The organism is Tannerella forsythia 92A2, from assembly GCF_000238215.1.
Lineage (GTDB): Bacteria > Bacteroidota > Bacteroidia > Bacteroidales > Tannerellaceae > Tannerella > Tannerella forsythia.
In genome coordinates this window covers 53,031-77,649 of the sequence record NC_016610.1, presented here as the reverse complement: position 1 = coordinate 77,649, position 24,619 = coordinate 53,031, and the positions used below count along the sequence as shown (strand labels likewise).

Below are 24,619 nucleotides of genomic sequence, written 5' to 3'. Positions count from 1 at the left end.
GATTTTCAAACCCTTAAAATTACAAATTAAAAAAAATAATCAATCATCATGTAATAATATTCAGAGAGAGAGAGAGAGCATATCCCTCTCTCTGAAACAAATATAAAACAACTAATCCTTCTCTATTATTAATGTAATATCATACATTCCAAATAGAAGAGAGGATTGTTGAGCACACAGGATTTGAACCATATCCAGAGCTGACTGTTGCCATCATCCCTGCTTGGAATCCCATAATACCAGCTTCCATACAATGGCAAGTACACCAACATCCCCCTGAAGCCCTTGCTCCTCCCTTAAGAGGCTTTAGATCTTCAACCCTTTTCAATAAAATTTTTTTTCTTGGTTTCATTTCTTTAAATGATTTAATAAATAAAACTAATTTAAAATTACTTACGCCATCTTCTATTTCTATACAATATTGTAATTTTTGAACTCATTATCATCATCTATAAATCGATGGACAATCTTTTCAAAATTTAAAACTGTAAAATATTGTAAAAAAAACATCTGCGTTATACATTCAAAAAAAGATAGCAGGGGGGCATTTAGACTCTTTACCATTAAACCTCCTTCCTTGATTAAGCCCTCAACACACGACACTTATTTCATCTAAAAAAATACTCATAAAAAAATAAAATACAGTGTATCTCTGCTTATAAGTCCTAAATCTCTCCCCACCAACCTATCTGTATACCTCACCCTTGATCAATCACCATTGACCAAACATTCAATCTTCCCCCCTTTTTGATTTCAGATAAACTTGTCTTCTATAAATTCTTAACCTTGTATCAAATTGGAGTAGCATACTCTTTCAAACCGATCATCAAACGCTCAAATATCTTATACCATTTCTCATATCTAACGAATAATACATGCATACCGCACATTTATACTTCACACCAAATCTATTTTAGATAAAAATATTGGTTCAAAGATAATCATCCTCTCCCTCTTGCTCTAATTTATACTCCGCTTTTCTAACGAACGGTAGCATTTTTCCTAACGAACGGTCGTTTTTTCCCGATAAACGGTATATTTGCCCTTGACTGCCGTTTCATAGATCTACCCAAGTTTTTCTTCCGGCATTATAACGGGCGGAATCGAAAAAAATGCCGTATCGAATTTCTCCCAATCTATTTTGTCGGCCAATTTGTAGAGTGGGTGAGATTGGAGACCACCGCAGCCAACGAAAGCGACATCAAACATTTGGAGACACCATTGCTGGAGGCCGATCTACCCAAGGGTATTCCGGTTTTTGCTGACAAGGGCTACGACTCGGCAGAAAACCGTGAAGTGCTCAAGTGTATAAAGCTCAAATGTCGTATCATACACAAAACGACCAGAGGGCATAAGCTCACCGAACGGCAACAACGTATCAACGTAGCCATCAGCAAAGTCAGGTATTGCATGGAGCGTACATTCGGCTCTATACATAGATGGTTCCTGAGCGGTGTGGCCGGGTATGTAGGATGGGCAGAGACACATGCTCAGCATATGATGGAGGCTATCGCCTATAATTTATACAGGACACCGGAGATAATTGCGTTTAGTTTTATCAAATAAAGGGAGAAATGAATAAGAAATAGGTCAAATCCGAGCCTTTGTAGCGGATATTTTGGTCAAGCAGCCCACAAAAATCCGATAATAAGAGATATTGAGTGGAGGGGACGGCTTTTGCAGAGGTCTCAATTTGTCTAAATCGCATTCGTTTGCATCTATTTTTTCAAGAAGGAATTCCATTGGTGAAAACCATAATCCTCATTCTTGATTTAACAATTTTCCTATAAACATAATATTATTACCCTCTTCGTCTATCGAATTCCTCAACACTTGTAAGAATCTTTTATCTTTATCGGAACAATGCCCTCGATTGAGGTGTTCGTCTATTTTTTCAACCAAATCAGAAGGTTCATACATTTCGTGATACCATCCATTGTTTGCATAAGGCAACGCAAAGCAGGGAATGCCTCCGACCTTATCATTGGTTATTTTTACATAATAGGCTTGCCTTGGTTCTTTATCTACCACAATCATATTGGACTTCAGCTCTTCTGCTTCATGCTCAAGAGAAAATAATTTTACCATGAAACAAGAGGGTAGTTCATTGTATGTGCAGCCATATCCCTTATGATTTGTCATCACAAATTGCGGACTTATTTGACCGTTTCGGGTATGGATACGATATAATGTATCCGAAGCCGTTGTCATATAAGAGAAATCGACCTGATTATTGTAAAACCATACTTCATGATTGTAGCCTACGAAAGCGCCATCTTTATCGTATGGATCAATCGCTCGATTTTTGTTTGGAGGTGTACGCATAAGATGGTTATTGGTATCAATGCGTGCATACTGAAAATCCGTTATTCCTTTCAGACATAAATGAATTAAGGATATACTCCCATCGCCTTCAAATCTAACCTGCGGTTTCTGCATATCCCCGACATAAACGGAACCGATAAAATTTCCCTGTAAATCATATATAAAGAGCTTCTTTCCTCTAAACGGAGCCAGACAAACCCTATTTGTTTTTTCATCTATTGCAGCACTATAAAGTGTGGTATATTCACCCGGCCCTTCTCCGATACGGCCTATATTGCAGACAAATCGACCATTGTGGTCAAATAATTTGAAAGGAGACATGGCGTCTTGCAATATGCCGATATAATGTTCGGTAATATAAACTTTCCATGCCTTAAAGAATGCCGTGTCCGAATTCTCGAAGCAAATCATCTTAAAATCAGATATCCATTCACTTAAATTCATCCTTCTCAATTCAAAAACTTTTGAAGCATCGCATACATAGACCGTGTCACTGTCAGTTATCCGATATAGGGCTTCGTTTTTTTGCTTGTCTGAACACCCCCACAAGACAACAAATAATAATGCAAATACAAGACTAATTTTCATCTGATAATTATGAAATAGTTTTTTTGTACAGTCATTTATACCCCTATGTGTTTATTAATTTTCATTCGTTTACACAAAAACCACATTACATAAGTTGTTTTGGCCAATAACCAATTCATAATTTGATGGTGAAGGGCACAAATATTGATATATACAATCACAACAAGGAAATCCAGACCGAATCCTTTTCCATGATTTTCCTACCATCCACTCTTTTCCAACAATTTGAATAATATCATCTGAAATATTTCCCAACGGTGTAAAATTTATGTTAGAATAATATTTCCCTGAACTAGATAGAATCAATTTACCAAGATCAAATAAATTAACATGCTGTCTCTTATAGATATCTCGTTTGGTAGGAGTGACAGAAATTAATTCTTTTTCGTCTGTATAGACCATTCGTCTAAAAAAATCAATATTGTTATAATCATAAAATGGTAACATAGTATACTGTTGTATGTTAAAAATATCTATAATATCGTATATAAAAGACAATTCCTGTTCGCTTCGTAATATAAAAGAAAAGTTTAAACAATCCGTCTTTTGTTTAAATGAATCTATAATGCTTTTTATCTGCTCCTTATTTATTGGAGCAGAAATATAAATATGCAAGATGAAATTTTCGTCAATAATTGCTTCTTTGTATCTTTCATTCCAATTTAGATAATTAAAATACAAATTTGATTTTATCTTTGTTTTTCTTATATATTCAAATAATTCTTCAATTTTAGAATAAAGAAAGATATTACCTCCACTAAAATTTATTTTATTAGATATAGAGCCATATATGACATTATCAATAATTCTAATCACGTCCTTAATAGGCAATTCTCCCTTATCTTTATAACAGCAATTAAATTGTTTGTAATAATCAAGACAAAATTCACATTGTTGATGACATTCGCCATTTAAATGAAAAGTTATTTCATTCAATATCTGCATAACATCCGTACCCTGCATATGCATGATGTCCTCTTTAGATTTATCTGCATGACATTTCATTATTGGTGGAATGACAATAGGAGGCATTATGGTATTTGGAATAACATCTGCCATGTAATGATCTCTCAACAATGCAACAAACGCTCTCACAGACTCATCATACAAAGCTTCATCATCAAGAACAACACAATACATATTATTAATATTGGACAAATTATCGATGATCTCTTTAAGTGGCTCTGTTAAATCGAATATGACTTTCTTTGATGATTCAGAATCGTATAACAATATCCGACTTCTACGCTTGAACACAAACACACTGGGTTCTAAATACAACAGATATTTACCCGTATTGTATTTCATAATCAATGATTTAACTAAATACAACATCATTAAACAGCTCCTCGAAAGGAATATTTCTATTCTCCAACATATCAATGTATGTTTTTATATAATCAATCATTTGTTTCTCCGATTTATACCCATAACAATGTGGAGTAGAATCCAAGTTTTCCAATTGAAAAATGCATTGATGACAACCATTTATCATATAACAGTCATGACATTGCTTAAACATCTTCTTATAATATCGATTGTACTTATCTGCGATATAATCTAAATCTAAATTAACTTTTCCATCATCAACTATGCCCCATGAATATTTAAAATCAACTCGCTCACATACCATAATTTTTTTATTAACAGTGATGAACATCTTACGAGAAAACGGAACACAAGTACCATTAATTGCTCTAGGCAACTGATCCTTTACATATAAAAATGATTCATAATCAAAAAACTGACTGCTACTATACCACAAAAGAAATTGACATAGGCGAAATACGTTAGGATCATTCGTGAATCTTTCAGATATTAATTGAGAGTCGTTTCCTCCAAGAGAATCATGATACAAGATAAACATAGATTTAAATTCATTTATCATTTCAGGCTTTATTCCATAATTATTTACCGAGCTGATCTGAGGCACCTTCCCGAATTCATTAAAGATAAATTTATGTATTTCTTCAACCGAATTCCTATTGTGTAACACAGAATTAAATGACACATTTGTTTCGAAAAAATCAGGATATTTTTCACGTATCAATTTTATATTTCTGAACACTCTGTCAAATGAGTTCTTACCATTATGAAACACACGATAACTTTGATTTTGTTTAGAACCATCAAGGCTTATGGTTATATGAAAATCATTTTTAACAAGAAAGGATATATGCCTGTCAATCAAAGTTGCATTCGTTGTCATCGTGTATTTAACCCAGATTCCGCGATAGAAAAAATCTTATCTTTGCATTTTATAATTTCTAATGCGTAGCGATAGACACAAAGCCGGTATGAAGTTTGAGTTATCCTTTACCAATAAAGAGATTACGCCTTGGGGCGGAATGGTATTTTTGAAGCAAATGTTAGACAAAATCGGGTTTAAAGAACAGGTGTTTTCTTGCCATTCTTTACCTACCCAAAACTCTAATCGTGCTTATGATGTGGACGTAATTTTAGAGTCTTTTATAACCAGTATTTGGTGTGGTGCCAACCGCTTTTTGCATACCGAGGTTACTCGGGCAGATAAGGCATTGGGACACATCTTCGGTTGGAAACATACCCCTGCACAAGACGTTTACAAGCGATATTTTTCCAAATTCAATGCCAAAACCAATTTGGAAGTTGCTCGTCATTTCTTTAGTTGGTTTTTCAAGAGTTTGAATATTAACTTTTTTACACTCGATATTGACTCTTCGGTAATTACTCGTTATGGGGAACAGGATGGCGCTACAAAAGGCTATAATCCTAAGAAAAAGGGCAGAAAAAGTCATCATCCCCTCATTGCATTTGTCAACGATATAAAAATGGTTGCCAATTTTTGGCTTCGTAGCGGAAACACGAATGCTTCCCATAATTTCATTGGTTTTTTGGAAGAGACTTTAGCCATGTTTGGCAACAAAAAAGTCGGCTTGGTACGACTTGACAGCGGTTTTTGCCAGGGAAATATATTTGACTGTTTGGAGGAAAAATCTTTACCTTACATTGTTGCAGCCCGATTTACACACCCCATTCAACACCTGATAGACAAACAGGATTTTTGGGTAAAAGTAGATGACGGTATAGAGATTTGCGACAAAACCTATCAGGCACAATCTTGGCAAAAACCAAGAAGAATCGTTATTGTAAGGCAAAAAATAGAGAAAAGACCTCAAGCGGGCGGAAAACAGTTGAGCCTTTTCCCCGAAGATGAAATCCATCGTAACTACCGATACTCTGCCTATTTTACGAATCAAACCTGCTCAATGGTCGATGTTTGGAGAACCTACCGTATGCGGGGAGATGCTGAGAACAGAATAAAAGAGTTGAAGCAGGATTTTGGGGCTGAAAGTTTTAATCTAAAAGACTTTTATGCAACCGAAGCTGCCTTGATTTTTTCGATGACAGCCTACAATTTAATGTCTCTGTTCCGTCTATTTGTTCTTCAAGAAAAAACGCAAAAAACACTATCTACACTGCGTTACAGAACCTTTGCTATAGGGGCATATTTTGAAAGGACCGGCGATACGCTCAAACTAAAAATAGCACTTACTAAAAAACGACGAAAATGGTTCATCGGACTATGGGATTACCCCATAAATCTGAACCAAAAAATTCCTATTGCGTAATCTGGGTTTAAATATCCTATTACTTAAATTTAGACGATTACAGAACAATACGCTTTTCTCTATCAATTCAAAGTTAAGAAGAGGTTCTCCACCATAAAAACCTACGGTGGTTATTTTAGAGGAAGATTTATTTGAATGAGAATTCCATAACGGAATAAAAAAATCAAATACTGTTTTGACCGTATCAAAACCCATCATCTGATTTTTACGGGGATCATAATCATAATACATATTACCATAGGTACAATACGCACAATTAAGATTACAAGCATCTGTAACTTCAAAAACGATATTATTTATATTGCACAGAGATTCTTTTATAACAAGTTCATCGTATTCAAGAGCCTCTCTTTTTTTAAAAAACGAGAAATATCCGCACTTCTTATAATTCAAATATTTATTTAGATAATAATCAATATCCTCTCTTTTATATTTATCAGCCATATCACTGTTTTCTCCATCGATAATTCTATATAAATCATCTAACAGATTCTTTCTATCCAATAAATCAAAAACTTGTATTAATGGATGACATGGTATAATTTCTTTTTTAAGAAAATCATATAAATACAAATTCCCTTTCGTCGATTCTATAAAAATGGTTGATTTCATTTTGATTTCATCTTTATAATTGTTAATACCGTGCTCTTATCTTCATCGCCCACTTCTTTGTTAAAAAAGTCATCTGCTCTTTTTTTATATTTCTCTTTTCGATAAACATTACTTATCACCGTATATTGATTCTCGGCCACTTTTCGTCCTTCCAAATAAAGTTTTTTTGGATGATCCTTTGCTCCTCCCTGACTTTTTCCGGCATTGACCATGATTAAATATTCTCCTGACAAATGCTCCGGTTCGAATGCTAACCCACCGTCGTAATCATTGAATATTCCAAAATGCAAGCGTTTCGTACCGATACTTTTTTGCAGGTCGTTATGCGTACGACTTAACACTTTTTTTTTCTTATCATATATCAGAAAATTTGATGCAGGAAGCATCAATGAGCCATGCGTATAACCCACAATCAAATAACGGGATGTCTCAAAAAAACGAGTAGCATATTTGCTACTGTCCGTCCAAATATCATTATAGCCAATCGGACAGGTATACATGTTCGTACAATATTTATGCAGTTCTTCTACTCTTTCTCCCGTATATTCAAGTCTTTTTTTTAGAGGGACTTTTGCAAGCTTTTTTTCTATGGCAACCAGCGATAAATTCAACGTATGCCCATGAATAGCATAGAGCGTATCACTGTAAGGCGCATGGTAGCATAATTCACCGTTACTTCTGAACAAGATACGTTGCCAACTTCTATTTGCGGAATAAATTGACGGAGAGGGGGTAAAACGTTCATTGTTGGCGATGCTATGTATGATCTTTCCTTTTTGATTGACAAAAACAATCTTGTCGTGATTATTCCCGAAGTTGATATTCGCTATCGCAAATGTAGTATCGTTGACGGCTAAAAATGAATAGCCATAATATCCCAATTCCGGAGGAGAGGACAAGTCTTTGATTTTTGTCTTCCAAACATTATTCCCGTTAAGATCGTAAGCGCATAGTTCTTTCGTCAGGAATGTATAGGTGTATAACTTCTGTCTGTCAGGTAAAACATCAAAACTGCCATTGTAAAGCGGCAGTTTGTTTCTTACCTCTCCATCTACGTTAAATATATATAGATTTCTTCTATTGCTCAGCAAAATCAAACTGTCGAAGTAATAGAGTTGAAGCACATCTAAGCCTCCTTCTTTAAGCGAAATATAGAAGAGACTGTCTGCAATATCGGTCAGACAGATACTATCTTTACTTTCCGGTTCATCATTCGACAGCACAATGGGGGAGTCCTCTCTAAGGTAAGGCTCTTGCGTCGTCGTCTGTACTTTTCCTGTTCTTGTATGGTTATTACAACAAACAGCGATCAAAATAAATAGTACAGCAATGTAACCATATACATGTTTCATCATGAATAAAAGTAATTATATAAGCAAAAGATGTCAAAACAAACTTCTTACAAAATAGGTCTTGACATCTTTATTTCGAGCGATATAATCACCCTTTCCAAAAATCACTGAGTTTTACGCCTTCGGAAGAACAACAGCCACAAGACTCAGAACCTCCACCATATGATTCCTTGCCATCACAATAGTTTGTTGCATCATTCCATCCGGACGAAGAACCACCACCATTTGCGTAGTGGCAACCACAAGTGCATGTGGCTCCCCCTTTCAAGCCCCTCATAGAATAATCTGATAGAGACTTTTCCTCTAATGAATGTAAACTTATTTTACCCAATACTTTCATGATAAAAGTTTATTTATATTATTGCCTACTATATTTCAGGGGGGGGGCGGCTTCTCCCCATTTATATATGATGCTTTGTCATGATCAGTCATTCAGATTAGCCTTTTGTCTTTGATTTCAGATAAACTTGTCTTCTGCAAATTCTTAACCTTGTATCAAATTGGAGTAGCATACTCTTTCAAACCGATCATCAAACGCTCAAATATCTTATACCATTTCTCATATCTAACGAATAATACATGCACACCGCACATTTATACTTCACATATATTTCACACCAAATCTATTTTAGATAAAAATATTGGTTCAAAGATAATCATCCTCTCCCTCTTGCTCCAATTTATACTCCGCTTTTCTAACGAACGGTAGCATTTTTCCTAACGAACGGTCGTTTTTCCCCGATAAACGGTATATTTGTCTTTGACTGCCGTTTCATAGATTTACCCAAGTTTTTCTTCCGGCATTATAACGGGCGGAATCGAAAAAAATGTCGTATCGAATTTCTCCCAATCTATTTTGTCGGCCAATTTGTAGAGTGGGTGCGATTGGTTCAGCATGTCTGATAGACTGCTGAATAATGAAGGACTATGATGGAACTTTTTAATCATGAAAATCTGCAAGTTTCTTGCTATAAAGATAAGAAAACTTGCAGATTTAACAAAGGTTTTTCGAAAACTAATTTACTCAATATCAGAGATTAAAAGGATTCTTAAGGGACGACTAACTAAGCAGAAGGCATTCATCCCAACTCTGAGAACGATCATCAGACAAAAATGATAAAAGAACCAAACCGATTCCTGAAATACCATTTAATAAATCAATTGAGAGATCATTCATATTGAATTTATACCCAATAATACCATCTTTATATTTAGCTATAAGGAGTGTTTGTTCAAGCCAATATTCGGAGCATTCTTTAAATTCTTCGATATTAGTATACAAATACATTCTTCTAAAAATCAATGCTAAACCTGCTGTACCATGGCATATGCTCCCATCTATAATTGCATTTGCTTTCAAATCTCGTCTATTAGATGAAAATAAGAATATCTCTATAGCTTTTTTTCTTAGACTTTTATCACCAACAACGATTGCATAGTGCCAAATAGCTAAAGCGACACCAATATCTCCATAACACCAGCCCAATCTACTAACCTGATCTCCATAAGATGTGCAAAAAGTAGGGAACAAAGATAATTGAGGAGTTTTTATTTCTTGTTCTAATAGAAACTGAATGCTTTTACTCAATATATCTTTTATCTTCTGCTTATGTATACCATGATAATAAGCTTTTGCTAAATACACACAAGTGCCTGACATTCCATGGGATAAGCTTATATTATATTTGTTTCCAATCTTATATTCCCATGTATAAGTATTTGTTTGTACCACCTTATAAGAATCTATAAAATCAATAATTTGTGTTTCTTTATTCCTGATATAATTATTTCGTAATCTGCTTAGTAAATAGACAGCAGAACCTATAGCTCCATGCAAATAATCCAAATAATTCAATGCTGTGTCATGTAAAGCACACCTTGCTATATATTGATCAAATTGGTCTAATATTTCTCTATTTTCTCTATCAATAAATTCCCCTTTTATTAGATGCTGCATACACCGCTAATTCCACCACAAAAATTATGCCGTAATGCACTCTCAATGCTAGTAACAGTATTTTCTAAATAATTCATAGCCACATCTGCAATACAAGTATCTTTTTTAAATCTGGAATAATAGAAAAGGAACAATGCAACGCCTGCATACCCCGAAAATAATCCTGGTTTAATCGTTTCATTCCCTTTTTTGTCTGATATAGCTGCTAAAAACGAAGCTATATCTTCGATTTTCATTAAGATTTCACTTCGTAATCTTTTGCTTGGCAATATCAATTGCTTTTTCATATACGGCATCCCTCTTATTTTTTATATCCTCTATATTGGGTTCTACTATGTAATCAATCTTTACTCCTCTTCTTTGAGTAGGTGTAAAATCCGGGTAATATATTCCAATGCCAGTAAAAATAGTTTTCACATTTCCGGGAAAATTAAAAAGTGAATAGTTCCCATCAGCCCCTGAAGAATAACGGCCTATCGTGACTGTTCTTGCATTCCTCTGTAAAGCCATTGTTATATATTCAGAATAGCTTTGTGTCCATTCATCAACCAAAACAATAATCTCCCCTTTATAATAGTTTTTACTACCAATTTTATTAGAAGATGATTTTAGGAATCTTACCATACCCGGAAATCTTGTATCTGGATAAGTTGAGTAAGCAAAGAAAGAATTGGGAGGAACAAATGTATTGGTAAGAGGTAATATTAAATCTACATCTGGATAGCATCTTAAATCGAGGATAATTACGTTGGCAGATTTGACAACGTCATAATTTCGTTTAAAGTTTTTTTCTGTAGCAGAGGTCAAATCCATATATGCAATACTATCGTTAATCCATTTATATAAGACACTATCTTCTTCCAATCGTTCTTGTTTTCGCTGTGCCTGAAATAAGTCATAGGCTAAATAGTTTTTTGATACTGCTTCTATCGTATCATTGTCACGTATTAACTTAACGGAAGAAATAGTGTCGAATCTTGATAGCACGGCATTACAAACAAAAGATTGATTAGACCAATAATTACCACCACAAGTATATTGTTGCAGGCTGTCATACAAGCTATAGATATCTTGTCCGTCTATTTCCAACAAGATATCTCCAATTTGAAATTTATTATCGTTGCGGTTTGAATCTCGTATTTTATGGATAACAAACATACTATCAATAAGCAACATTCTAAAGTTAGGTCGGAAGCCACCTGTTGTAACTGGGTCTATTGAATGTGGATATGAAGCATGTGTGTCTTTCAGTTTGCTTATCATCCAGTATATAGCCAAATGATATTGTCGTGTAGTCTTAGCATTGATAAAAAGAGGAATCGATTCATATAAAATTTTATCCCAATTATCATCCATCAGATTCTTACTGACATAAAAGTAGTTTATGATATTCCAAAATCTGAATAAGCCTAATAGCCTTATATTTTTATCCGGCAGCTCCTTTTCGTTATATGCGATTTCATTCATCAATCTTATATTCCCTACGACAGACTTATTAAATATAAAATGATTTTTCAATCCCCTTCTGTGATCGAAAATAGACTTTAGCTTGCTGCTTATCTCACTGTTAAGGCAAATAATATCATTCATCCAATCATTGTTGATCAAATGATAATCATTGATGTTAGGGTACGGATTTTTACCAGTCAACTCCGTCGTTTGAACTTTTGATATTAGATCACAAATATCTGACTGAAAAGCAAGCTTATCGCTTGTACTTTTGTCTATATAATACAGCAAAAGAGAATCTATTGGAGGAACATATCCATCCGTGTTTTCATAATGATATTTTAAAAACCCCCATATTTTGCACAGATAAAATAAGCGAGTCGTATCATTAAACACTGTTGGTATGTAGGATTGTAGGCAAACATCCTCCTTAAAAATAGAATCTTTATCAAAAGATATTGAAGAATGAAATTTATAATACAATTTTAGTGTTTTTGTATAGCTGCTAACGGGATAATATAAGATTATAGCAACCAATATTAGAATAATACTTAAAATCACGTGTTTTTTTTTCATCTGACTAAGCAAATCAATTTAGTTAAAACAAATATTAAAGAATCTTATTCTATTAAATATAGGAAAAACAAGAGTCTTGGAATTGACAGGGGCGTAGTGTCCCGAACTTTAGAGACAATTTCACTCGAGGAGAGAAGCATTGTTTCCGTATGTGTGTCTAAGGAATTCAGACTGATCTGGGAGAGACGGTACTCTTCCTTTTCTTTCTGCCATCATATTCCCCGCATCTGGACATCGTCGCCAAGAGACTTTTTCTACAAATCAGCAAACAATAACACATCTTCTATAGATAGCATGTATCACATAGGGGTTATAGTCCATAACACCAGCACCATCCCCAATCAGTTTTGCTAATACATTTAGAACCATCATCATGTCCAATAGTATGAAGGTCACAATCCCCTTTTGTAATACAGTTAAAATTATCTGTTCCTGGATTGCCACATGATACCGAATTTGTACATCCTCCTTTCAGGATAGACATAGAAGAATTTTCCAACTTGACAATCGTTTCTTTTTTCAAACTTAATTTTTTCAACTTTTTCATACGATAAAATTTTAATATGTCGGGAGCAAAGATAATCATCCTCTCCCTCTTGCTCCAATTTATACTCCGCTTTTCTAACGAACAGTAGCATTTTTCCTAACGAACGGTCGTTTTTTTTCGATAAACGGTATATTTGCCCTTGACTGCCGTTTCATAGATTTACCCAAGTTTTTCTTCCGGCATTATAACGGGCGGAATCGAAAAAAATACCGTATCTTTGAAATCCGATTGATTTTGATTTCAGTGTCATGACGGAACGAAGAAGAACGAAATACGATACGACATTTTTCGAGCGGTATGCCCGCCAATCGCTGATCGATTTGGTGGACGACCGCTTCGAGGCATTAAAGAATTACGACCGTCCGGATTTGCAGGACGAGGCGCACAACATCGGTATTGAGGTGACACGTGCCATCCGTGAAGATCGCGACGTGGCGCATGCGCTGATCAATGAAATTGCCGGACGTCCGGTCATGAAGGTCTCGGAAGAAGACTGGATAGACATGACGAAATACGGATACGGATACGGCATCAACGATACGATCATCGGGCGAATGGAATACGAATACTGGGCGGCAGCTTTGCCTTTGCAGCGCATCATCAGGAGCAAGGTGCGTAAGGTTGCCGATGGCTTCTACGGTCATTTCCGCAAGTTCGGACTGTATATCTTCTCGAAAGAGAATCTGACGGACGATACCGTCTTCTCAACGATGGAATACACCATGGAACTGCAAGAAGGAAATGTATTGAAATATGACGTCATGTACATCTCGCAAATAAGCGAACTGTTTGTTTGCGACCTGACGAGAGCCTCGTTCGACGAAATACCCATCAGCCGCGCCCAATGCCGCAGGTTTTATCATGAAGCCCTTCGTCCGGAAACGGTCTGACAGGAAATAATAACCGTTAACGATCAAGAGATATGAAGTACAAAATGGTAGTGCTCGATGTAGACGGCACATTGCTTACGAACGAAAAAACAGTTACGGCACGGACTCGTGCGACCCTGATCAGGGTGCAGCAAATGGGCATCAAGGTGGTACTGGCTTCGGGAAGACCGACGTATGGTGTCGTCGGGCTGGCTAAGGAACTGGAGCTGGATAAAAACGGCGGATATATCCTCTCGTATAACGGCGGACAGATCATCAATGTGCAGACGAACGAGCTGCTTTTCGAGAAACGCATCGATCCCGGATTTATCCCTTACCTCGAACGGAAAGCACAAAAAAACGGTTTTGCGATTTTTACGTATCGTGAAGATGAGATGTTGACGAACGACGCGTCGAACGAACGTGTTCTTCAGGAAGCGCGACTCAACGGTATGCCGTTGCGCGAGACAGACCGATTCTCGGAAGAAGTCAGTTTCCATCCGTGGAAGGTTATGCTTTCGAGCGATGATGAGAAGGCGCTTGTCGGCCTCGAAGAGCATTGGAAGAAACGGTTGGCCGGCACCTTGGATGTGTTTCGTTCCGAGACCTATTTTCTCGAAGTCGTTCCGCAGTTTATCGATAAGGCGAATACGCTCAGCGTACTGCTCGAAAAACTCAATATCCCGTCAGCCGATATCGTGGCGATAGGCGACGGGGTGTGCGACGTGACCATGATCCAGCTGGCCGGGCTCGGTATTGCCATGGGGAATGCGCAGGACTCGGTCAAGGCCTGTGCCGACGTCATCACTCTTTCAAACGAAGAAGACGGCGTGGCTGTCGCGCTCGAAAAAGCGATCCTTGCCGATATACGCCCCACCGATATCCCGCTCGACCGGTTGAATGCGGCCGGCAAGCACGCTCTGATGGGAAATCTCGGCATTCAATACACGTATGCCTCGGAAGGCCGTATCGAAGCGACTATGCCTGTTGACGAACGTACCCGTCAGCCATTCGGTATTCTGCATGGCGGAGCTACGCTGGCTTTGGCCGAAACGGTGGCCGGTCTTGGCTCGATGGTGCTTTGCGCACCCGACGAGATGATGGTTGGCATGCAGGTAAGCGGTCATCACCTCTCGTCGGCGCACGAAGGCGATACGGTGCGTGCCGTGGCGACGATTATCCACAAAGGACGCTCGTCGCACGTGTGGAATGTCGATATCTTTACTTCGACGGATAAGCTCGTTTCGTCCGTTCGCGTGGTGAACAGTGTTATGAAGAAGCGGTAGGCCCCGGCTTGCGGTAAGCCTCGACGGCTTTTTTCACCGATCCGTGCAGCAGCAGCAGGGCGTTAGCCTGATCGTAGGGCAGCCCCAGTTCATCGACGAGCATGCGTGTGCCGCGATCTACGAGCTTCCGGTTGCTCAACTGCATGTTGACCATCTTGTTGCCTTTCACGCGTCCGAGCTTGATCATAACGGTTGTTGTAATCATATTCAGGATCATTTTCTGTCCTGTGCCCGATTTCATGCGTGAGCTGCCGGTAACGTATTCGGGTCCTACCACCATCTCGATGGCGATGTCGGCCTCTTCAGCCATCGGCGAGCCGGGGTTGCTGGTGATACAGCCTGTCAGGATGCCGTGGCGACGCGCCTCACGCATGGCTCCGATCACGTAGGGGGTTGTGCCCGATGCGGCAATCCCGATCACCGTATCTTTCGGCGTGATGTGGTGCGCCTGCAATTCTTCCCATCCGCGTGTCGTATCGTCTTCGGCATTCTCCACCGGATTGCGGAGTGCCGTCTCTCCGCCGGCAATCAGTCCGATCACCAGCGTATTGGGCATCCCGAACGTAGGCGGTATCTCCGAGGCGTCGAGTACTCCCAGCCGGCCGCTTGTGCCGGCGCCCATGTAAAAGATGCGTCCGCCCTGCTGCATGCGGGGTACGATCTCCGAGACGAGTTTCTCTACCTGCGGAATGGTCTTCTGTACGGCCAATGCCACTTTCCGGTCTTCCCGATTGATATCGTCCAGAATCTGCCGGACGGTTTTCTGCTCTAAATCGCTGTACAGCGAATCCTGTTCTGTTATTTTGATAAATGTCATACGGTTTCTGCAACGGTCGAATAGTAAGTGCGTAATCCTTCCATCGGATTGCGGACGATTGTGCCGGTACGGATGCCCGTTGCGGCGGCCGCCTCCTCCAGAATATCTTTGTAATAATACGCTACCGACCCGATAAAATGAGCCTTGTAGCGTGTATAGTCGAACTGCATCACGTTGCGGGTCAGGAACGACTTGAAAGCGTTCAACACCAGCGAATGGATGGCCGGATGTTCGATATTTTCGGCCAGAAACGGCGATATACCGGCCAGAAAACGATTCGGGAACGGCTGTCGGTATACCCGTTCGATAATATTGGCAGGGGTCAGTTCGTACTGCCGGAGGAACTTTTCTTTCAGTTCTTCCCCCATCTGGTTTTTCAGCAGATCGCCGATCAGCAGTTTGCCCAGTACGGCCCCGCTGCCTTCGTCGCCAAGGATAAACCCCAGCGGCGATACGTTGGCCGTAATCTTCTCTCCGTCGTAAAAGCACGAGTTCGAGCCCGTTCCCATGATGCAGACGATGCCCGGCGATCGTCCGCAGGAGGCTTTGGCTGCCGCCAGCATGTCGGTATCGACTTCAATCAGACTACTCACATCCAGACAGCCTTTGAGCACATTGCGTACGATAGGGACTTTTTCCGGAATACATCCGGCTCCGAAGAAATGCACTTCGCAAAAACGGTTCGAATTCAATTGCGGAAGTAAAGTCCGCTCAATCTCGCGCCCCATCTCTTCCGGCGTCTGAAAAAACGGGTTCATTCCTTTCGTAAATATTTCTCCAACCACCTGACCCCGATCCAGCACATTCCAATGTGTCTTGGTCGAGCCGCTATCTGCAATCAGTATCATATTTTGATATATATTTTTTTCTTATATAAGATAAATCCTATTAACCAGTTAAAAGCTACGAACAGTATGGCAAACAGAAACGAACCGCCATAGTCTCCGGCCCAAGGGCGCAGACACACATCGTAAAAGAAGCCTTTCAGTGTAATGGGATCGCCGTTGTATGTGAGGTAAATACTGCCTAACAGAATGGAGAAAACAGCACCCGCTACATACATGAACAGCGGATTGACCCCGAAGGCCTCGAAGAAACGGCACCATTTCGTATGTCTTTTTACATCGATTATCCAAATGAGCAAAGCAAGTAATCCCGATGCCATGCCACAGGTGATCAGCACGAACGTGGGCGACCAGATTTTTTTGTTGATCGGGCAGCCGTAGCTCAGCAACCAGCCGGCAAAAGCCATGGCTGTTCCGATCAGGAAAAGACGCAGCATCTTGTCGCGTACTTCCGTCACACCGAGCATTGCCCGACCGCAGCAAAAGCCGATCAGTACGTGTGCAATGGCGGGGAGGGTACTTAACAGTCCTTCCGGCTCGATGCCCATGTCTTTATACGTATGATTTACGCCAAGCACGGCACGGTCTACGATCGAAAGAATATTCGTTTCGTTGTATGCAAGACCGTTCCCGGCCAGCAACAGCACGGTATAACCGCCCAGTAAAGCGACAATCAGATACGGGATACGGTGATGACGTATGGCCAGAGCGATCAGCGCCGTTGCTCCGTACGAGAGCGCCAGTCGTTGCATCACGCCCAGTATGCGCAGATGGCCGAAGTTCGATACCGATTGCCAAAGCCTCGCTCCGAACGACAGTCCTCCGTCGGCCAGACCATGCCACGTGCGACACGTCAGCCCGAGCCATGCAAGCCCGAGCCCGATGGCGAAAATGACCGCCGTTCGCCGGATGATCTTTCGCATGGCGGAATAGCTGAATGTAAAATCGTATTTCTTGAGCGAGATATAAGTCGATATGCCCATGATGAACATAAAGAAAGGAAATACGAGGTCGGTCGGTGTCAAACCGTGCCACGCCGCATGTCCCAACGGAGCATATACGAACGACCATGATCCGGGATTATTGACCATGATCATGCCGGCAATCGTGATACCGCGCAGGATATCGAGCGCCAGCAGACGGCGGGACGAGGTATCCGGCAGGCGACTCATAACCCGGTCCCTCCCGTCGTTTTACGTTGTTCCGAACGGACGAAGGCTGCTAAGCCGGAGAATCCGACGCCTCCGGACGAAGGTCTTCGTGTTACCGGCCGGCGACCCCGATCGGACGGCCTTGTCGTCTCGACAATTCGGGATGGCTGTCTTGATGATTCGGGTCCGCCGTCTCGATATTTCGAGACGGCGGTCTCGCTGCGCCGAGTCTGCCGTCTCGCCGTGCCAAGTCTGCCGTCTCGCCGGTTTGAGTTGGGGGAGTCGTTACATCGACGGTGCGAAGCCGGAAATGAAGAATGGATTGTTAAATTCATATTATGGATAGAGGTAATATTTTTTCGACTGTTTTTTGAATCGTTCAACGTCTTTATACCAGTATGGGCGTACATCTTCCCAGCGGTTACGCCGGATGAACCCTTCACGTATCCGGTTGCTGCCGCATACTTTATCGAACATTCGGAAACGGGCGGAGTCGGCGTGCGCAAACACGGCGCGGTCGGGGTAGAGCGCCGCGATTTCCTGCATAACGAGGAACTGTATGTCGCTCAGGGGCGCCTGCCGATAGTCGGTGATATGCACCTGTACGCCTTGTATAAATTCGCCTTTGTTCGTTGCATAGAACGGCTTGAGGTGGATCGGCCGGAAGTTGACGCCCGGTATGCGCAGCGCATTCATCCGTCGGGTCAGCTCTGCCGCCTTGATCCAAGGTGCGGCAAACATCTGGAACGGAATGGTATATCCCACACCGATAGAGGCATAACCCAGTTCGCCGAATATCCCGCTAACGGGATAAAAGAACGCCGAATGTGCATGCGGGATATGGGGCGACGGCGGAATCCACTGCAACCCCGTCTGCGTATAATCCATCTTTCGCTTCCATCCTTTCATCTTTACTACGTGCAGCTTACATGCCTTACCGGGTTGCTTGTCGGCGTTCAGCATCAGCGCCAGTTCGCCGCAAGTCAGGCCGTAGACATACGGTATCTTATATTGACTGACGAAAGAGAAGAAACCGTCTTCCACGATACAGCCTTCTATTTTTAATCCGCCCAAAGGGTTCGGGCGATCGAGCACGACAAATTCGATGTTATTTTCGGCCGCTGCTTCCATTGCCAGTCCCATCGTACTGATGTAGGTGAACGAACGGCATCCGATGTCTTGAATATCATACACCAGCACATCGATGTCTTTCAGCATTTCGGGGGTCGGTTTCCGTGTTGCACCGTAGAGCGAGTATACGGGCAGACCCGTTGCCGGATCCGTACCGCTGTCGATCTTATCGCCGGCATGCACATCGCCCCGTACGCCGTGTTCGGGGCCATAGAGCGCTGTGAGGTTCACGTCAGGCGCTTCGTGTAATATATCGATCGTCGATCGAAGGTGATTATCTACTCCCGTAGGGTTCGTAATCAGTCCTACCCGTTTGCCTTTAAGGCATTGGAAGCGTTGCTCTTTCAGTACTTCCAGACCGGTCTTGATCGTGATCTTTTGCGCCTGCGTTGCCAGTACCGACAACGTGCACAAACACCATATAATGATATGAATCCGTTTCATTCGTCGATTATGATTTGATTTTCTTCCCGAAACCGGGCGCTATTTTGTTTCTGACTAAGAGGGAGGCGATAATGCCCGGCAGGGTACAGAGGCACACCCAAATGAAAAAGTTCGTATATCCGATGTGTTCCTGAATCCATCCGGCTACCATACCGGGCAACATCATCCCCATGGCCATAAAGCCCGTACCGATTGCATAATGCGCCGTTTTATGTTCGCCTTCGGCAATGTAAATAAGGTATAAGGTATAGGCCGTAAATCCGAAACCGTATCCGAACTGTTCGATGGCTACCGACATAATTACGAGCCATGCATCGGGCGTGGCGGCCGAGAGGTACACGTAGAGCAGGTCGGGGAGATTGATCGCCAGCGCCATGGGCAATATCCAGCGTTTGAAGCCGTGCCGTGAAACGACGATCCCCCCCAATATGCCGCCCAGCAGCAGAGCGATGACACCGATGGTTCCGTAAATCATCCCCACGGTCGCTGTTGACAGCTCCAGTCCGCCGGCCTCGGGGCTGTCAAGCAGGAACGGAGACGCTATTTTAACGAGCTGCGATTCTCCCAGTCGATACGTGAGCAGGAAGAAGAACATCAGCCCCAGATTTTTCTTTTTGAAGAACGACGTGAATGTACGGAAGAAGTCTTCCAATAATTTACCGGCAGTTACTCCTGTTCTTTTTGCATCGCTGTCGGGTCTGGGCAGGACGAATTGATGGTATACCGTCAGTCCGATAAAGATGGCCGTCAGAAGATAGAAGGTAATGCTCCATGCCATCGGTATGCGGAGAGGCGTGTCGGGCAACAGCTGCCCGGTTTCCAGCCATCCGGCAAACATGACGAGAATGCCCTGCCCGAAGATATTGGCCAACCGGTAAAACGTGTTACGGATGCCGACAAAAAAAGACTGCTCGCCCGAAGTAAGCCCCAGCATATAAAAGCCGTCGGCAGCAATATCGTGCGTTGCCGAGCTGAATGCCAGCAGCCAGAAGAAGGCGAGCGTGAGTTGCAGGTAATAGTCGGTGGGGATAAAGAAAGCGATGCCTGCAAACCCCGCCCCGATGAGGAGCTGCATGCTGACGATCCACCAGCGTTTCGTCTTCAGCAGGTCGACGAACGGACTCCAAAACGGCTTGATCACCCAGGGCAGATACAGCCAGCTGGTGTAGAGCGCGATCTCGGTATTTGAAAGTCCTAAGCGTTTATACATGATGACGGCTACCGTCATCACGGCCACATAGGGCAGTCCTTCCGCAAAGTAAAGCGTCGGCACCCATCCCCAGGCATTCGTTTTCTTTCCCGTTTTCATTTGTTGTTTGTTTTAGTTAATGGTATGCTTTTTCGATGGATGCTTCGATATAGTAATGTAACAGAATTTCATCGTAAGGGTATTGCCGCTCGCCCATGACGGCTGCGCCGATCTGGCAGAGCCCGACCCCATGTCCCCAGCCTGCGCCGGTCAGGGTGAAACGCCCCGGGATTCCGTCCGAGATGTCGGCTTTATCGATCACGAAGGCGGAGCTGTACAGGTGCGATGTCGATAGCGTGCGCCGTATCTCCAGCTCTTTTCCGATTGTCAACGTGCGTTTGCTACCCACAATTTTCAGCTTGATCAGCCGTCCGGATGTGCCGCGTTCGACAGGTATCAGATCGATAATCCGGCCGAAGTCGATCCCGGATCGATCCCGGATCAGTGCGGCCAGTTCGTCTTGTCCGTACGTCACCGTCCAACGATAAAACTGCGTTGTTTCCTGATCGTAATGGTTGAGTACCTGCGAGAGAATCTTCGCGTCGGCGGTATTGCAGAAAGCTTCGGGCGATGTACGTATCCACCGGTCGGCCTCGGCTTCTACGGTCAGATCGGGCAACTCCGTCGCGGTCTCGCTGTCGCGCTGTTTTGCCAGATAAGGATGCTCGACTTCTTCCCAGCAGCTTCGGAATTCTTCGAAGACGCCTCCGCAACATTTGGAAAAACGGGCGTCGCAAATCTTTCCGTCGTACATCAGCAACTCGCCACGGGTAGCGGCTACGGCTTCCCGTACCGTCTCTGTCGAAGCGCGGGTGATTCCCTGATAACGCTGGCAGTGGTCGTCGGCACAGACATCGAAATGAAGATGATCCTCCCGGTCGTACCATTTGATTAACTCCTCATCCGTCTGTGTGCATGTCGTGTACGTATCCTGTCCGTCGGCAAGCGTTTTGTTTTTCTCCATCTGCGCCAGCAGCCAGCTTCGTGAAATCACGGCGTGCGCTTTGAGCAGCTCAAGCGAAGCCGTAGCACTCATCTCGGACGAGATGACGCTGATCAGATAATCTTCCACTCCGATCACATTGATACCGGTCAGTTTGTCGTTCTCGACAATCAGATGGAACGCCCCCTGAAAACGTTGATGTTCCTTACGCTCCCAATGAAAATTAATCCCGATCGTTACATTCCGGATCTCGAAACTTCCCGACAACGCGTCTGCCGGCTCAAAGCGCAGCTCATCGTACATACGATCTTGCCAGACGATTTGCCCGTTTCTACAGGTCACCGTCTGCGCGCCGCTTATTTCGCACCCATCGATGCGATACGGGGCAAGTAAGACAAATTCAATCTCCGGCTCGAAAAGGATGCCGACTTTTACTTTCGGTTCTGTCATAGCTTTTTTTATATGTTTTCTTTAATCTGTTGCCGCAGCCGACGGAAATCTTCCGGTCGGATGCTGACTTCTTCCATCACCTGACGGATGGTTGGCAAGGTAATCTTATCGTAATCTTTTTCCCGCACCGTAATCAACACTCCGCCCATATCTACCGATCCCGGACTGAGCAGGAGGTTTCCCTCTCCTTCGGCGTAATAACAGGCCGGCCGGTGGGCTGCCCTCGGGAAGACAGACATGAACCATTTACCCTGTTCGTACCATGCCAGCAAGTTCATCATCGGTTCGCCGGAAGTTTCGTCCGGCGTCATTACACGGTAAATGGTCTCAAACAGATGGATGGCATCCGCTTTCTCAGTCGCTTCGATGAGTAATCCCGGTGCCGGTGTCCGGTCTGCATACCACAGAATGGCATGGTTATATCGGAGAACCTCGCCGGATATTCCGCGTCGCGGGTTTTCTTCTACCGGCAAAAGTCCTTTGTTTCCTGCCTGAAAATGAAAGTGGTCAGGCGCCGATGCTCCGCATTGGGGACCGTTGTAAAACACCACATAACGGTCGAGTTCCTGTGCCAGATCGAGCATGTCGTCGATGCGTCCTTCGATGCGCTGGTCGACATGCTGCATGTCGGGAATCGTCAGATGACGCGGAAAAATCGGGAATGGGTTGACCAATATCCGGTAACGCGTTTTGAAGGCGATCCCCCGCTGTTCGGCCGGCAGATGATGCGGACAGAGGAAGCAGGCACGGGCACGGATAGATTGCGTATCGACCTTGGCCGACGAAGAGGCGATGCGTGCGGGATTGAACTGCACCTTATACAAGGCATTGCCGTCTTCAAACAATTTTGTCCGTACCTGATCGAGGGCGCGATAATTGCTGCCGGCCAGAGGCCACTCGGCCAACTGCTCGTCAAACAGCTTGTTTACGGTCTCCTGCATCATGGCTTCCGTTTTTTATTCATGGCGATACGCGCCTGCAATTCCCACGTGCGTATCCTGTCTTTGTATAAATTATGATGATTCATCTTCACTATATCGAGTGCAGCATCGGAATTATCTTCCCAGCGGCGGCAAAGATATACTACATCGTAGATACGGCCAATCTGATAACGGCGCGAGAAAGCCAGCCCGAGCGCATAATCCTCGCCGTAGCTCGTATTGGGCACTTTAATCTCGCGAAGCAGTGGCGTATAGAATGCCCGCGGAGCACCCAGTCCGTTAATCCGAAGCGCATTGTTTCGGCCATTGTCGGGTGTCCATTCTTTGTGATCGATGATGCCGGGCGGGATCATCTGCATATTGAAGTCCGTCATCATGTATGTGCCTACAACCATCGCACATTGTTGCTCGTAGAAGGCATCGACCGTTTTTTGCAGCGTATGTTCGTCTTTGTACACATCGTCGCTGTCGAGCTGTACGGCAAATTTACCGCAGGCCTCGTGATGTACGCCGGTGTTCCAGCACCCGCCGATCCCGAGGTCGGTGCGTTCCGGGATCAGATGGATCACGCGCTCATCGGAGGTGTACTTGCGGATGGCTTCGGTCGTGCCGTCGGTCGAATGATTATCGATGATAATCAGGTTGTATTTGAAGGATGTTTGCTGATTTAATACGGAGCGAATCGCGTCTTCGACGGTGCGCACACGGTTGCGCACCGGGATGATCACCGAAGCCTCGTACTCAAAATGTCCGGCATCGAAAGCGATTGACCCGAACGAAGGCTTCAGATAGCCGCCGATCTCTTTCAGATGCTCCGTGCAGGCTTGCTCCATCTCGATCTGTACGTTACGGTTCTTCGGGTCTACGTAATCGAATATTTTTTCGCCGCTCTTTCGCGTGTCAGACAGGACTTCGGTATACAGGTATTCATTGATGTGTACCGGCAGATTCTTTTGAGATAACTTTAGCCGCAGGTCATACAGCCCGGCAAACCGGTAAGACGACGTCATGCGTGCGGCAGTTTCGCGGAAGGCATCCGAACGGAACAGTAATACGGACCCGAAATCGAAATCGTCGCGCAGACTTCCCATCTGATAATCGATAACCGGTGCCTGCTTTCGGGTCGCTCCTTCCGTCTGATAGCGGTCGGCATACACCATTCCGGCCTGTGCATCTTCGAGGATTTGCACCATGCGCTCCAGAGCGAAATAGCCTAATGCCGGAGTTGAATATTTCGTATAGAAAAGCGTGTAATCCGTTTCGGCTTTTTCAGCGATCATCCGAATCGTTTCGCTACCGAAAAGCGATGCGGCCGTTATCGTTTCACATCCGTCTATCGAAGCCTGCGGCGCTGCGGTAAGCAGATATATGGGTCCTGTCAATGGGCTGCTTTTCAGTGCTGCAATTGTTTCTCGTACCTGTGCTTCATCTTCCATCGGGATGAAGCAGGTTATCTTTGCTCTCATATCGTTTTGC

At 43.1% G+C, this 24,619-nt stretch carries 24 protein-coding genes; 4 read left to right on the top strand and 20 right to left on the bottom strand.

All coding sequences use genetic code 11. The features are described 5' to 3' along the window. Window positions 1-139: 139 nt before the first annotated feature. A complete protein-coding gene (locus BFO_RS14655; protein WP_074449233.1) occupies window positions 140-352 on the bottom strand; it encodes a TIGR04149 family rSAM-modified RiPP in 213 nt (70 codons plus the stop codon). Between the two features lie 674 nt (window positions 353-1,026). Between BFO_RS14655 and BFO_RS13915 the strand changes: the two genes are divergently transcribed. Then, entirely contained in the window at window positions 1,027-1,566 is a 540-nt protein-coding gene (locus BFO_RS13915) for a transposase (RefSeq protein ID WP_306766688.1), read from the top strand. Window positions 1,567-1,761: 195 nt separating this feature from the next. On the opposite strand, the gene BFO_RS00285 is transcribed toward BFO_RS13915, so the two are convergent. The 3 genes from BFO_RS00285 to BFO_RS00275 form a co-directional block, all read right to left on the bottom strand. Continuing rightward, window positions 1,762-2,913, bottom strand: coding sequence for a 6-bladed beta-propeller (locus BFO_RS00285; RefSeq protein ID WP_041590485.1), 1,152 nt, complete (start codon window positions 2,911-2,913; stop codon window positions 1,762-1,764). 69 nt (window positions 2,914-2,982) lie between these two features. Then, on the bottom strand, window positions 2,983-4,221 hold the full coding sequence (locus tag BFO_RS00280; protein ID WP_014223541.1) for a TIGR04150 pseudo-rSAM protein: 1,239 nt from the start codon (window positions 4,219-4,221) through the stop codon (window positions 2,983-2,985). Window positions 4,222-4,231: 10 nt separating this feature from the next. Next, complete coding sequence (locus tag BFO_RS00275) at window positions 4,232-5,122, bottom strand: radical SAM peptide maturase (protein ID WP_014223540.1); 891 nt, start codon at window positions 5,120-5,122, stop codon at window positions 4,232-4,234. A 61-nt stretch (window positions 5,123-5,183) separates the two neighbouring features. Between BFO_RS00275 and BFO_RS00270 the strand changes: the two genes are divergently transcribed. Beyond that, entirely contained in the window at window positions 5,184-6,524 is a 1,341-nt protein-coding gene (locus BFO_RS00270) for an IS1380 family transposase (protein WP_014223539.1), read from the top strand. Here BFO_RS00270 and BFO_RS00265 read toward each other — a convergent pair. The 7 genes from BFO_RS00265 to BFO_RS14645 form a co-directional block, all read right to left on the bottom strand. Next, a complete protein-coding gene (locus tag BFO_RS00265) occupies window positions 6,477-7,136 on the bottom strand; it encodes a hypothetical protein (RefSeq protein WP_014223538.1) in 660 nt (219 codons plus the stop codon). The two genes, BFO_RS00270 and BFO_RS00265, sit on opposite strands and share 48 nt — an antisense overlap. Further along, entirely contained in the window at window positions 7,133-8,491 is a 1,359-nt protein-coding gene (locus tag BFO_RS00260) for a hypothetical protein (RefSeq protein ID WP_041590483.1), read from the bottom strand. The genes BFO_RS00265 and BFO_RS00260 overlap by 4 nt, the downstream gene beginning before the upstream one ends. An 85-nt stretch (window positions 8,492-8,576) precedes the next feature. Beyond that, window positions 8,577-8,828: a TIGR04149 family rSAM-modified RiPP gene (locus BFO_RS14650; protein WP_074449228.1), complete on the bottom strand. Its 252-nt coding sequence runs from the start codon at window positions 8,826-8,828 to the stop codon at window positions 8,577-8,579. Between the two features lie 720 nt (window positions 8,829-9,548). Beyond that, window positions 9,549-10,445: a lanthionine synthetase LanC family protein gene (locus tag BFO_RS00250; protein ID WP_014223535.1), complete on the bottom strand. Its 897-nt coding sequence runs from the start codon at window positions 10,443-10,445 to the stop codon at window positions 9,549-9,551. Continuing rightward, window positions 10,433-10,681 (bottom strand): lanthionine synthetase LanC family protein, encoded by a 249-nt coding sequence (locus BFO_RS16335; protein WP_041590482.1) that lies wholly within the window; start codon window positions 10,679-10,681, stop codon window positions 10,433-10,435. The genes BFO_RS00250 and BFO_RS16335 overlap by 13 nt, the downstream gene beginning before the upstream one ends. A gap of 7 nt (window positions 10,682-10,688) precedes the next feature. Continuing rightward, complete coding sequence (locus tag BFO_RS00240; protein ID WP_014223534.1) at window positions 10,689-12,470, bottom strand: S41 family peptidase; 1,782 nt, start codon at window positions 12,468-12,470, stop codon at window positions 10,689-10,691. A 310-nt stretch (window positions 12,471-12,780) separates the two neighbouring features. Continuing rightward, window positions 12,781-13,017 carry a TIGR04149 family rSAM-modified RiPP gene (locus tag BFO_RS14645; protein WP_157755257.1) on the bottom strand — a complete coding sequence of 79 codons (237 nt, stop codon included), beginning with the start codon at window positions 13,015-13,017 and terminating at the stop codon, window positions 12,781-12,783. A gap of 248 nt (window positions 13,018-13,265) precedes the next feature. Here BFO_RS14645 and BFO_RS00230 point away from each other — a divergent pair, with 248 nt between their 5' ends. Both BFO_RS00230 and BFO_RS00225 read left to right on the top strand, forming a co-directional pair. After that, window positions 13,266-13,907: a hypothetical protein gene (locus BFO_RS00230; protein WP_014223533.1), complete on the top strand. Its 642-nt coding sequence runs from the start codon at window positions 13,266-13,268 to the stop codon at window positions 13,905-13,907. A 32-nt stretch (window positions 13,908-13,939) separates the two neighbouring features. Continuing rightward, entirely contained in the window at window positions 13,940-15,172 is a 1,233-nt protein-coding gene (locus BFO_RS00225; protein WP_014223532.1) for a Cof-type HAD-IIB family hydrolase, read from the top strand. On the opposite strand, the gene murQ is transcribed toward BFO_RS00225, so the two are convergent. The 9 genes from murQ to BFO_RS00185 are packed head-to-tail and all read right to left on the bottom strand — an operon-like array spanning window position 15,156 to window position 24,609. Further along, window positions 15,156-15,989 (bottom strand): N-acetylmuramic acid 6-phosphate etherase, encoded by an 834-nt coding sequence (murQ, locus tag BFO_RS00220; RefSeq protein WP_014223531.1) that lies wholly within the window; start codon window positions 15,987-15,989, stop codon window positions 15,156-15,158. The genes BFO_RS00225 and murQ overlap by 17 nt on opposite strands. Then, window positions 15,986-16,837 carry an ATPase gene (locus tag BFO_RS00215; protein ID WP_014223530.1) on the bottom strand — a complete coding sequence of 284 codons (852 nt, stop codon included), beginning with the start codon at window positions 16,835-16,837 and terminating at the stop codon, window positions 15,986-15,988. The genes murQ and BFO_RS00215 overlap by 4 nt, the downstream gene beginning before the upstream one ends. Beyond that, the gene (locus BFO_RS00210) at window positions 16,834-17,997 is read right to left on the bottom strand and encodes an acyltransferase family protein (RefSeq protein ID WP_157755330.1); all 1,164 of its coding nucleotides are present in this window, start codon (window positions 17,995-17,997) and stop codon (window positions 16,834-16,836) included. Before BFO_RS00210 ends, BFO_RS00215 begins: the two co-directional genes overlap by 4 nt. A gap of 5 nt (window positions 17,998-18,002) precedes the next feature. Further along, window positions 18,003-18,320, bottom strand: a complete 318-nt coding sequence (locus BFO_RS15400) for a hypothetical protein (protein ID WP_157755256.1) — start codon at window positions 18,318-18,320, stop codon at window positions 18,003-18,005. A 1-nt stretch (window position 18,321) separates the two neighbouring features. Beyond that, a complete protein-coding gene (locus BFO_RS00205) occupies window positions 18,322-19,560 on the bottom strand; it encodes an exo-beta-N-acetylmuramidase NamZ family protein (protein ID WP_014223528.1) in 1,239 nt (412 codons plus the stop codon). Between the two features lie 7 nt (window positions 19,561-19,567). Further along, complete coding sequence (locus BFO_RS00200) at window positions 19,568-20,869, bottom strand: MFS transporter (RefSeq protein ID WP_014223527.1); 1,302 nt, start codon at window positions 20,867-20,869, stop codon at window positions 19,568-19,570. Between the two features lie 16 nt (window positions 20,870-20,885). Further along, the gene (locus tag BFO_RS00195; RefSeq protein WP_014223526.1) at window positions 20,886-22,202 is read right to left on the bottom strand and encodes a SpoIID/LytB domain-containing protein; all 1,317 of its coding nucleotides are present in this window, start codon (window positions 22,200-22,202) and stop codon (window positions 20,886-20,888) included. 8 nt (window positions 22,203-22,210) lie between these two features. Continuing rightward, the gene (locus BFO_RS00190; protein ID WP_041590981.1) at window positions 22,211-23,143 is read right to left on the bottom strand and encodes a DUF4922 domain-containing protein; all 933 of its coding nucleotides are present in this window, start codon (window positions 23,141-23,143) and stop codon (window positions 22,211-22,213) included. Beyond that, complete coding sequence (locus BFO_RS00185) at window positions 23,143-24,609, bottom strand: glycosyltransferase family 2 protein (protein ID WP_014223524.1); 1,467 nt, start codon at window positions 24,607-24,609, stop codon at window positions 23,143-23,145. Before BFO_RS00185 ends, BFO_RS00190 begins: the two co-directional genes overlap by 1 nt. Window positions 24,610-24,619 lie beyond the last annotated feature (10 nt).

Excerpts from the sequence above, each read along its gene's own strand:
- BFO_RS00285 (WP_041590485.1), bottom strand. The coding sequence starts at position 2,913 with ATGAAAATTAGTCTTGTATTTGCATTATTATTTGTTGTCTTGTGGGGG.
- BFO_RS00275 (WP_014223540.1), bottom strand. The coding sequence starts at position 5,122 with ATGACAACGAATGCAACTTTGATTGACAGGCATATATCCTTTCTTGTT.
- BFO_RS15400 (WP_157755256.1), bottom strand. The coding sequence starts at position 18,320 with ATGAATTTAACAATCCATTCTTCATTTCCGGCTTCGCACCGTCGATGT.
- BFO_RS16335 (WP_041590482.1), bottom strand. The coding sequence starts at position 10,681 with ATGAAAATCGAAGATATAGCTTCGTTTTTAGCAGCTATATCAGACAAA.
- murQ (WP_014223531.1), bottom strand. The coding sequence starts at position 15,989 with ATGACATTTATCAAAATAACAGAACAGGATTCGCTGTACAGCGATTTA.
- BFO_RS00195 (WP_014223526.1), bottom strand. The coding sequence starts at position 22,202 with ATGACAGAACCGAAAGTAAAAGTCGGCATCCTTTTCGAGCCGGAGATT.
- BFO_RS00185 (WP_014223524.1), bottom strand. The coding sequence starts at position 24,609 with ATGAGAGCAAAGATAACCTGCTTCATCCCGATGGAAGATGAAGCACAG.
- BFO_RS14655 (WP_074449233.1), bottom strand. The coding sequence starts at position 352 with ATGAAACCAAGAAAAAAAATTTTATTGAAAAGGGTTGAAGATCTAAAG.
- BFO_RS00250 (WP_014223535.1), bottom strand. The coding sequence starts at position 10,445 with ATGCAGCATCTAATAAAAGGGGAATTTATTGATAGAGAAAATAGAGAA.
- BFO_RS00270 (WP_014223539.1), top strand. The coding sequence starts at position 5,184 with ATGCGTAGCGATAGACACAAAGCCGGTATGAAGTTTGAGTTATCCTTT.
- BFO_RS00265 (WP_014223538.1), bottom strand. The coding sequence starts at position 7,136 with ATGAAATCAACCATTTTTATAGAATCGACGAAAGGGAATTTGTATTTA.
- BFO_RS00215 (WP_014223530.1), bottom strand. The coding sequence starts at position 16,837 with ATGATACTGATTGCAGATAGCGGCTCGACCAAGACACATTGGAATGTG.
- BFO_RS00200 (WP_014223527.1), bottom strand. The coding sequence starts at position 20,869 with ATGAAAACGGGAAAGAAAACGAATGCCTGGGGATGGGTGCCGACGCTT.
- BFO_RS14645 (WP_157755257.1), bottom strand. The coding sequence starts at position 13,017 with ATGAAAAAGTTGAAAAAATTAAGTTTGAAAAAAGAAACGATTGTCAAG.
- BFO_RS00190 (WP_041590981.1), bottom strand. The coding sequence starts at position 23,143 with ATGCAGGAGACCGTAAACAAGCTGTTTGACGAGCAGTTGGCCGAGTGG.
- BFO_RS14650 (WP_074449228.1), bottom strand. The coding sequence starts at position 8,828 with ATGAAAGTATTGGGTAAAATAAGTTTACATTCATTAGAGGAAAAGTCT.
- BFO_RS00260 (WP_041590483.1), bottom strand. The coding sequence starts at position 8,491 with ATGATGAAACATGTATATGGTTACATTGCTGTACTATTTATTTTGATC.
- BFO_RS00230 (WP_014223533.1), top strand. The coding sequence starts at position 13,266 with ATGACGGAACGAAGAAGAACGAAATACGATACGACATTTTTCGAGCGG.
- BFO_RS00240 (WP_014223534.1), bottom strand. The coding sequence starts at position 12,470 with ATGAAAAAAAAACACGTGATTTTAAGTATTATTCTAATATTGGTTGCT.
- BFO_RS00280 (WP_014223541.1), bottom strand. The coding sequence starts at position 4,221 with ATGAAATACAATACGGGTAAATATCTGTTGTATTTAGAACCCAGTGTG.
- BFO_RS00205 (WP_014223528.1), bottom strand. The coding sequence starts at position 19,560 with ATGAAACGGATTCATATCATTATATGGTGTTTGTGCACGTTGTCGGTA.
- BFO_RS00225 (WP_014223532.1), top strand. The coding sequence starts at position 13,940 with ATGAAGTACAAAATGGTAGTGCTCGATGTAGACGGCACATTGCTTACG.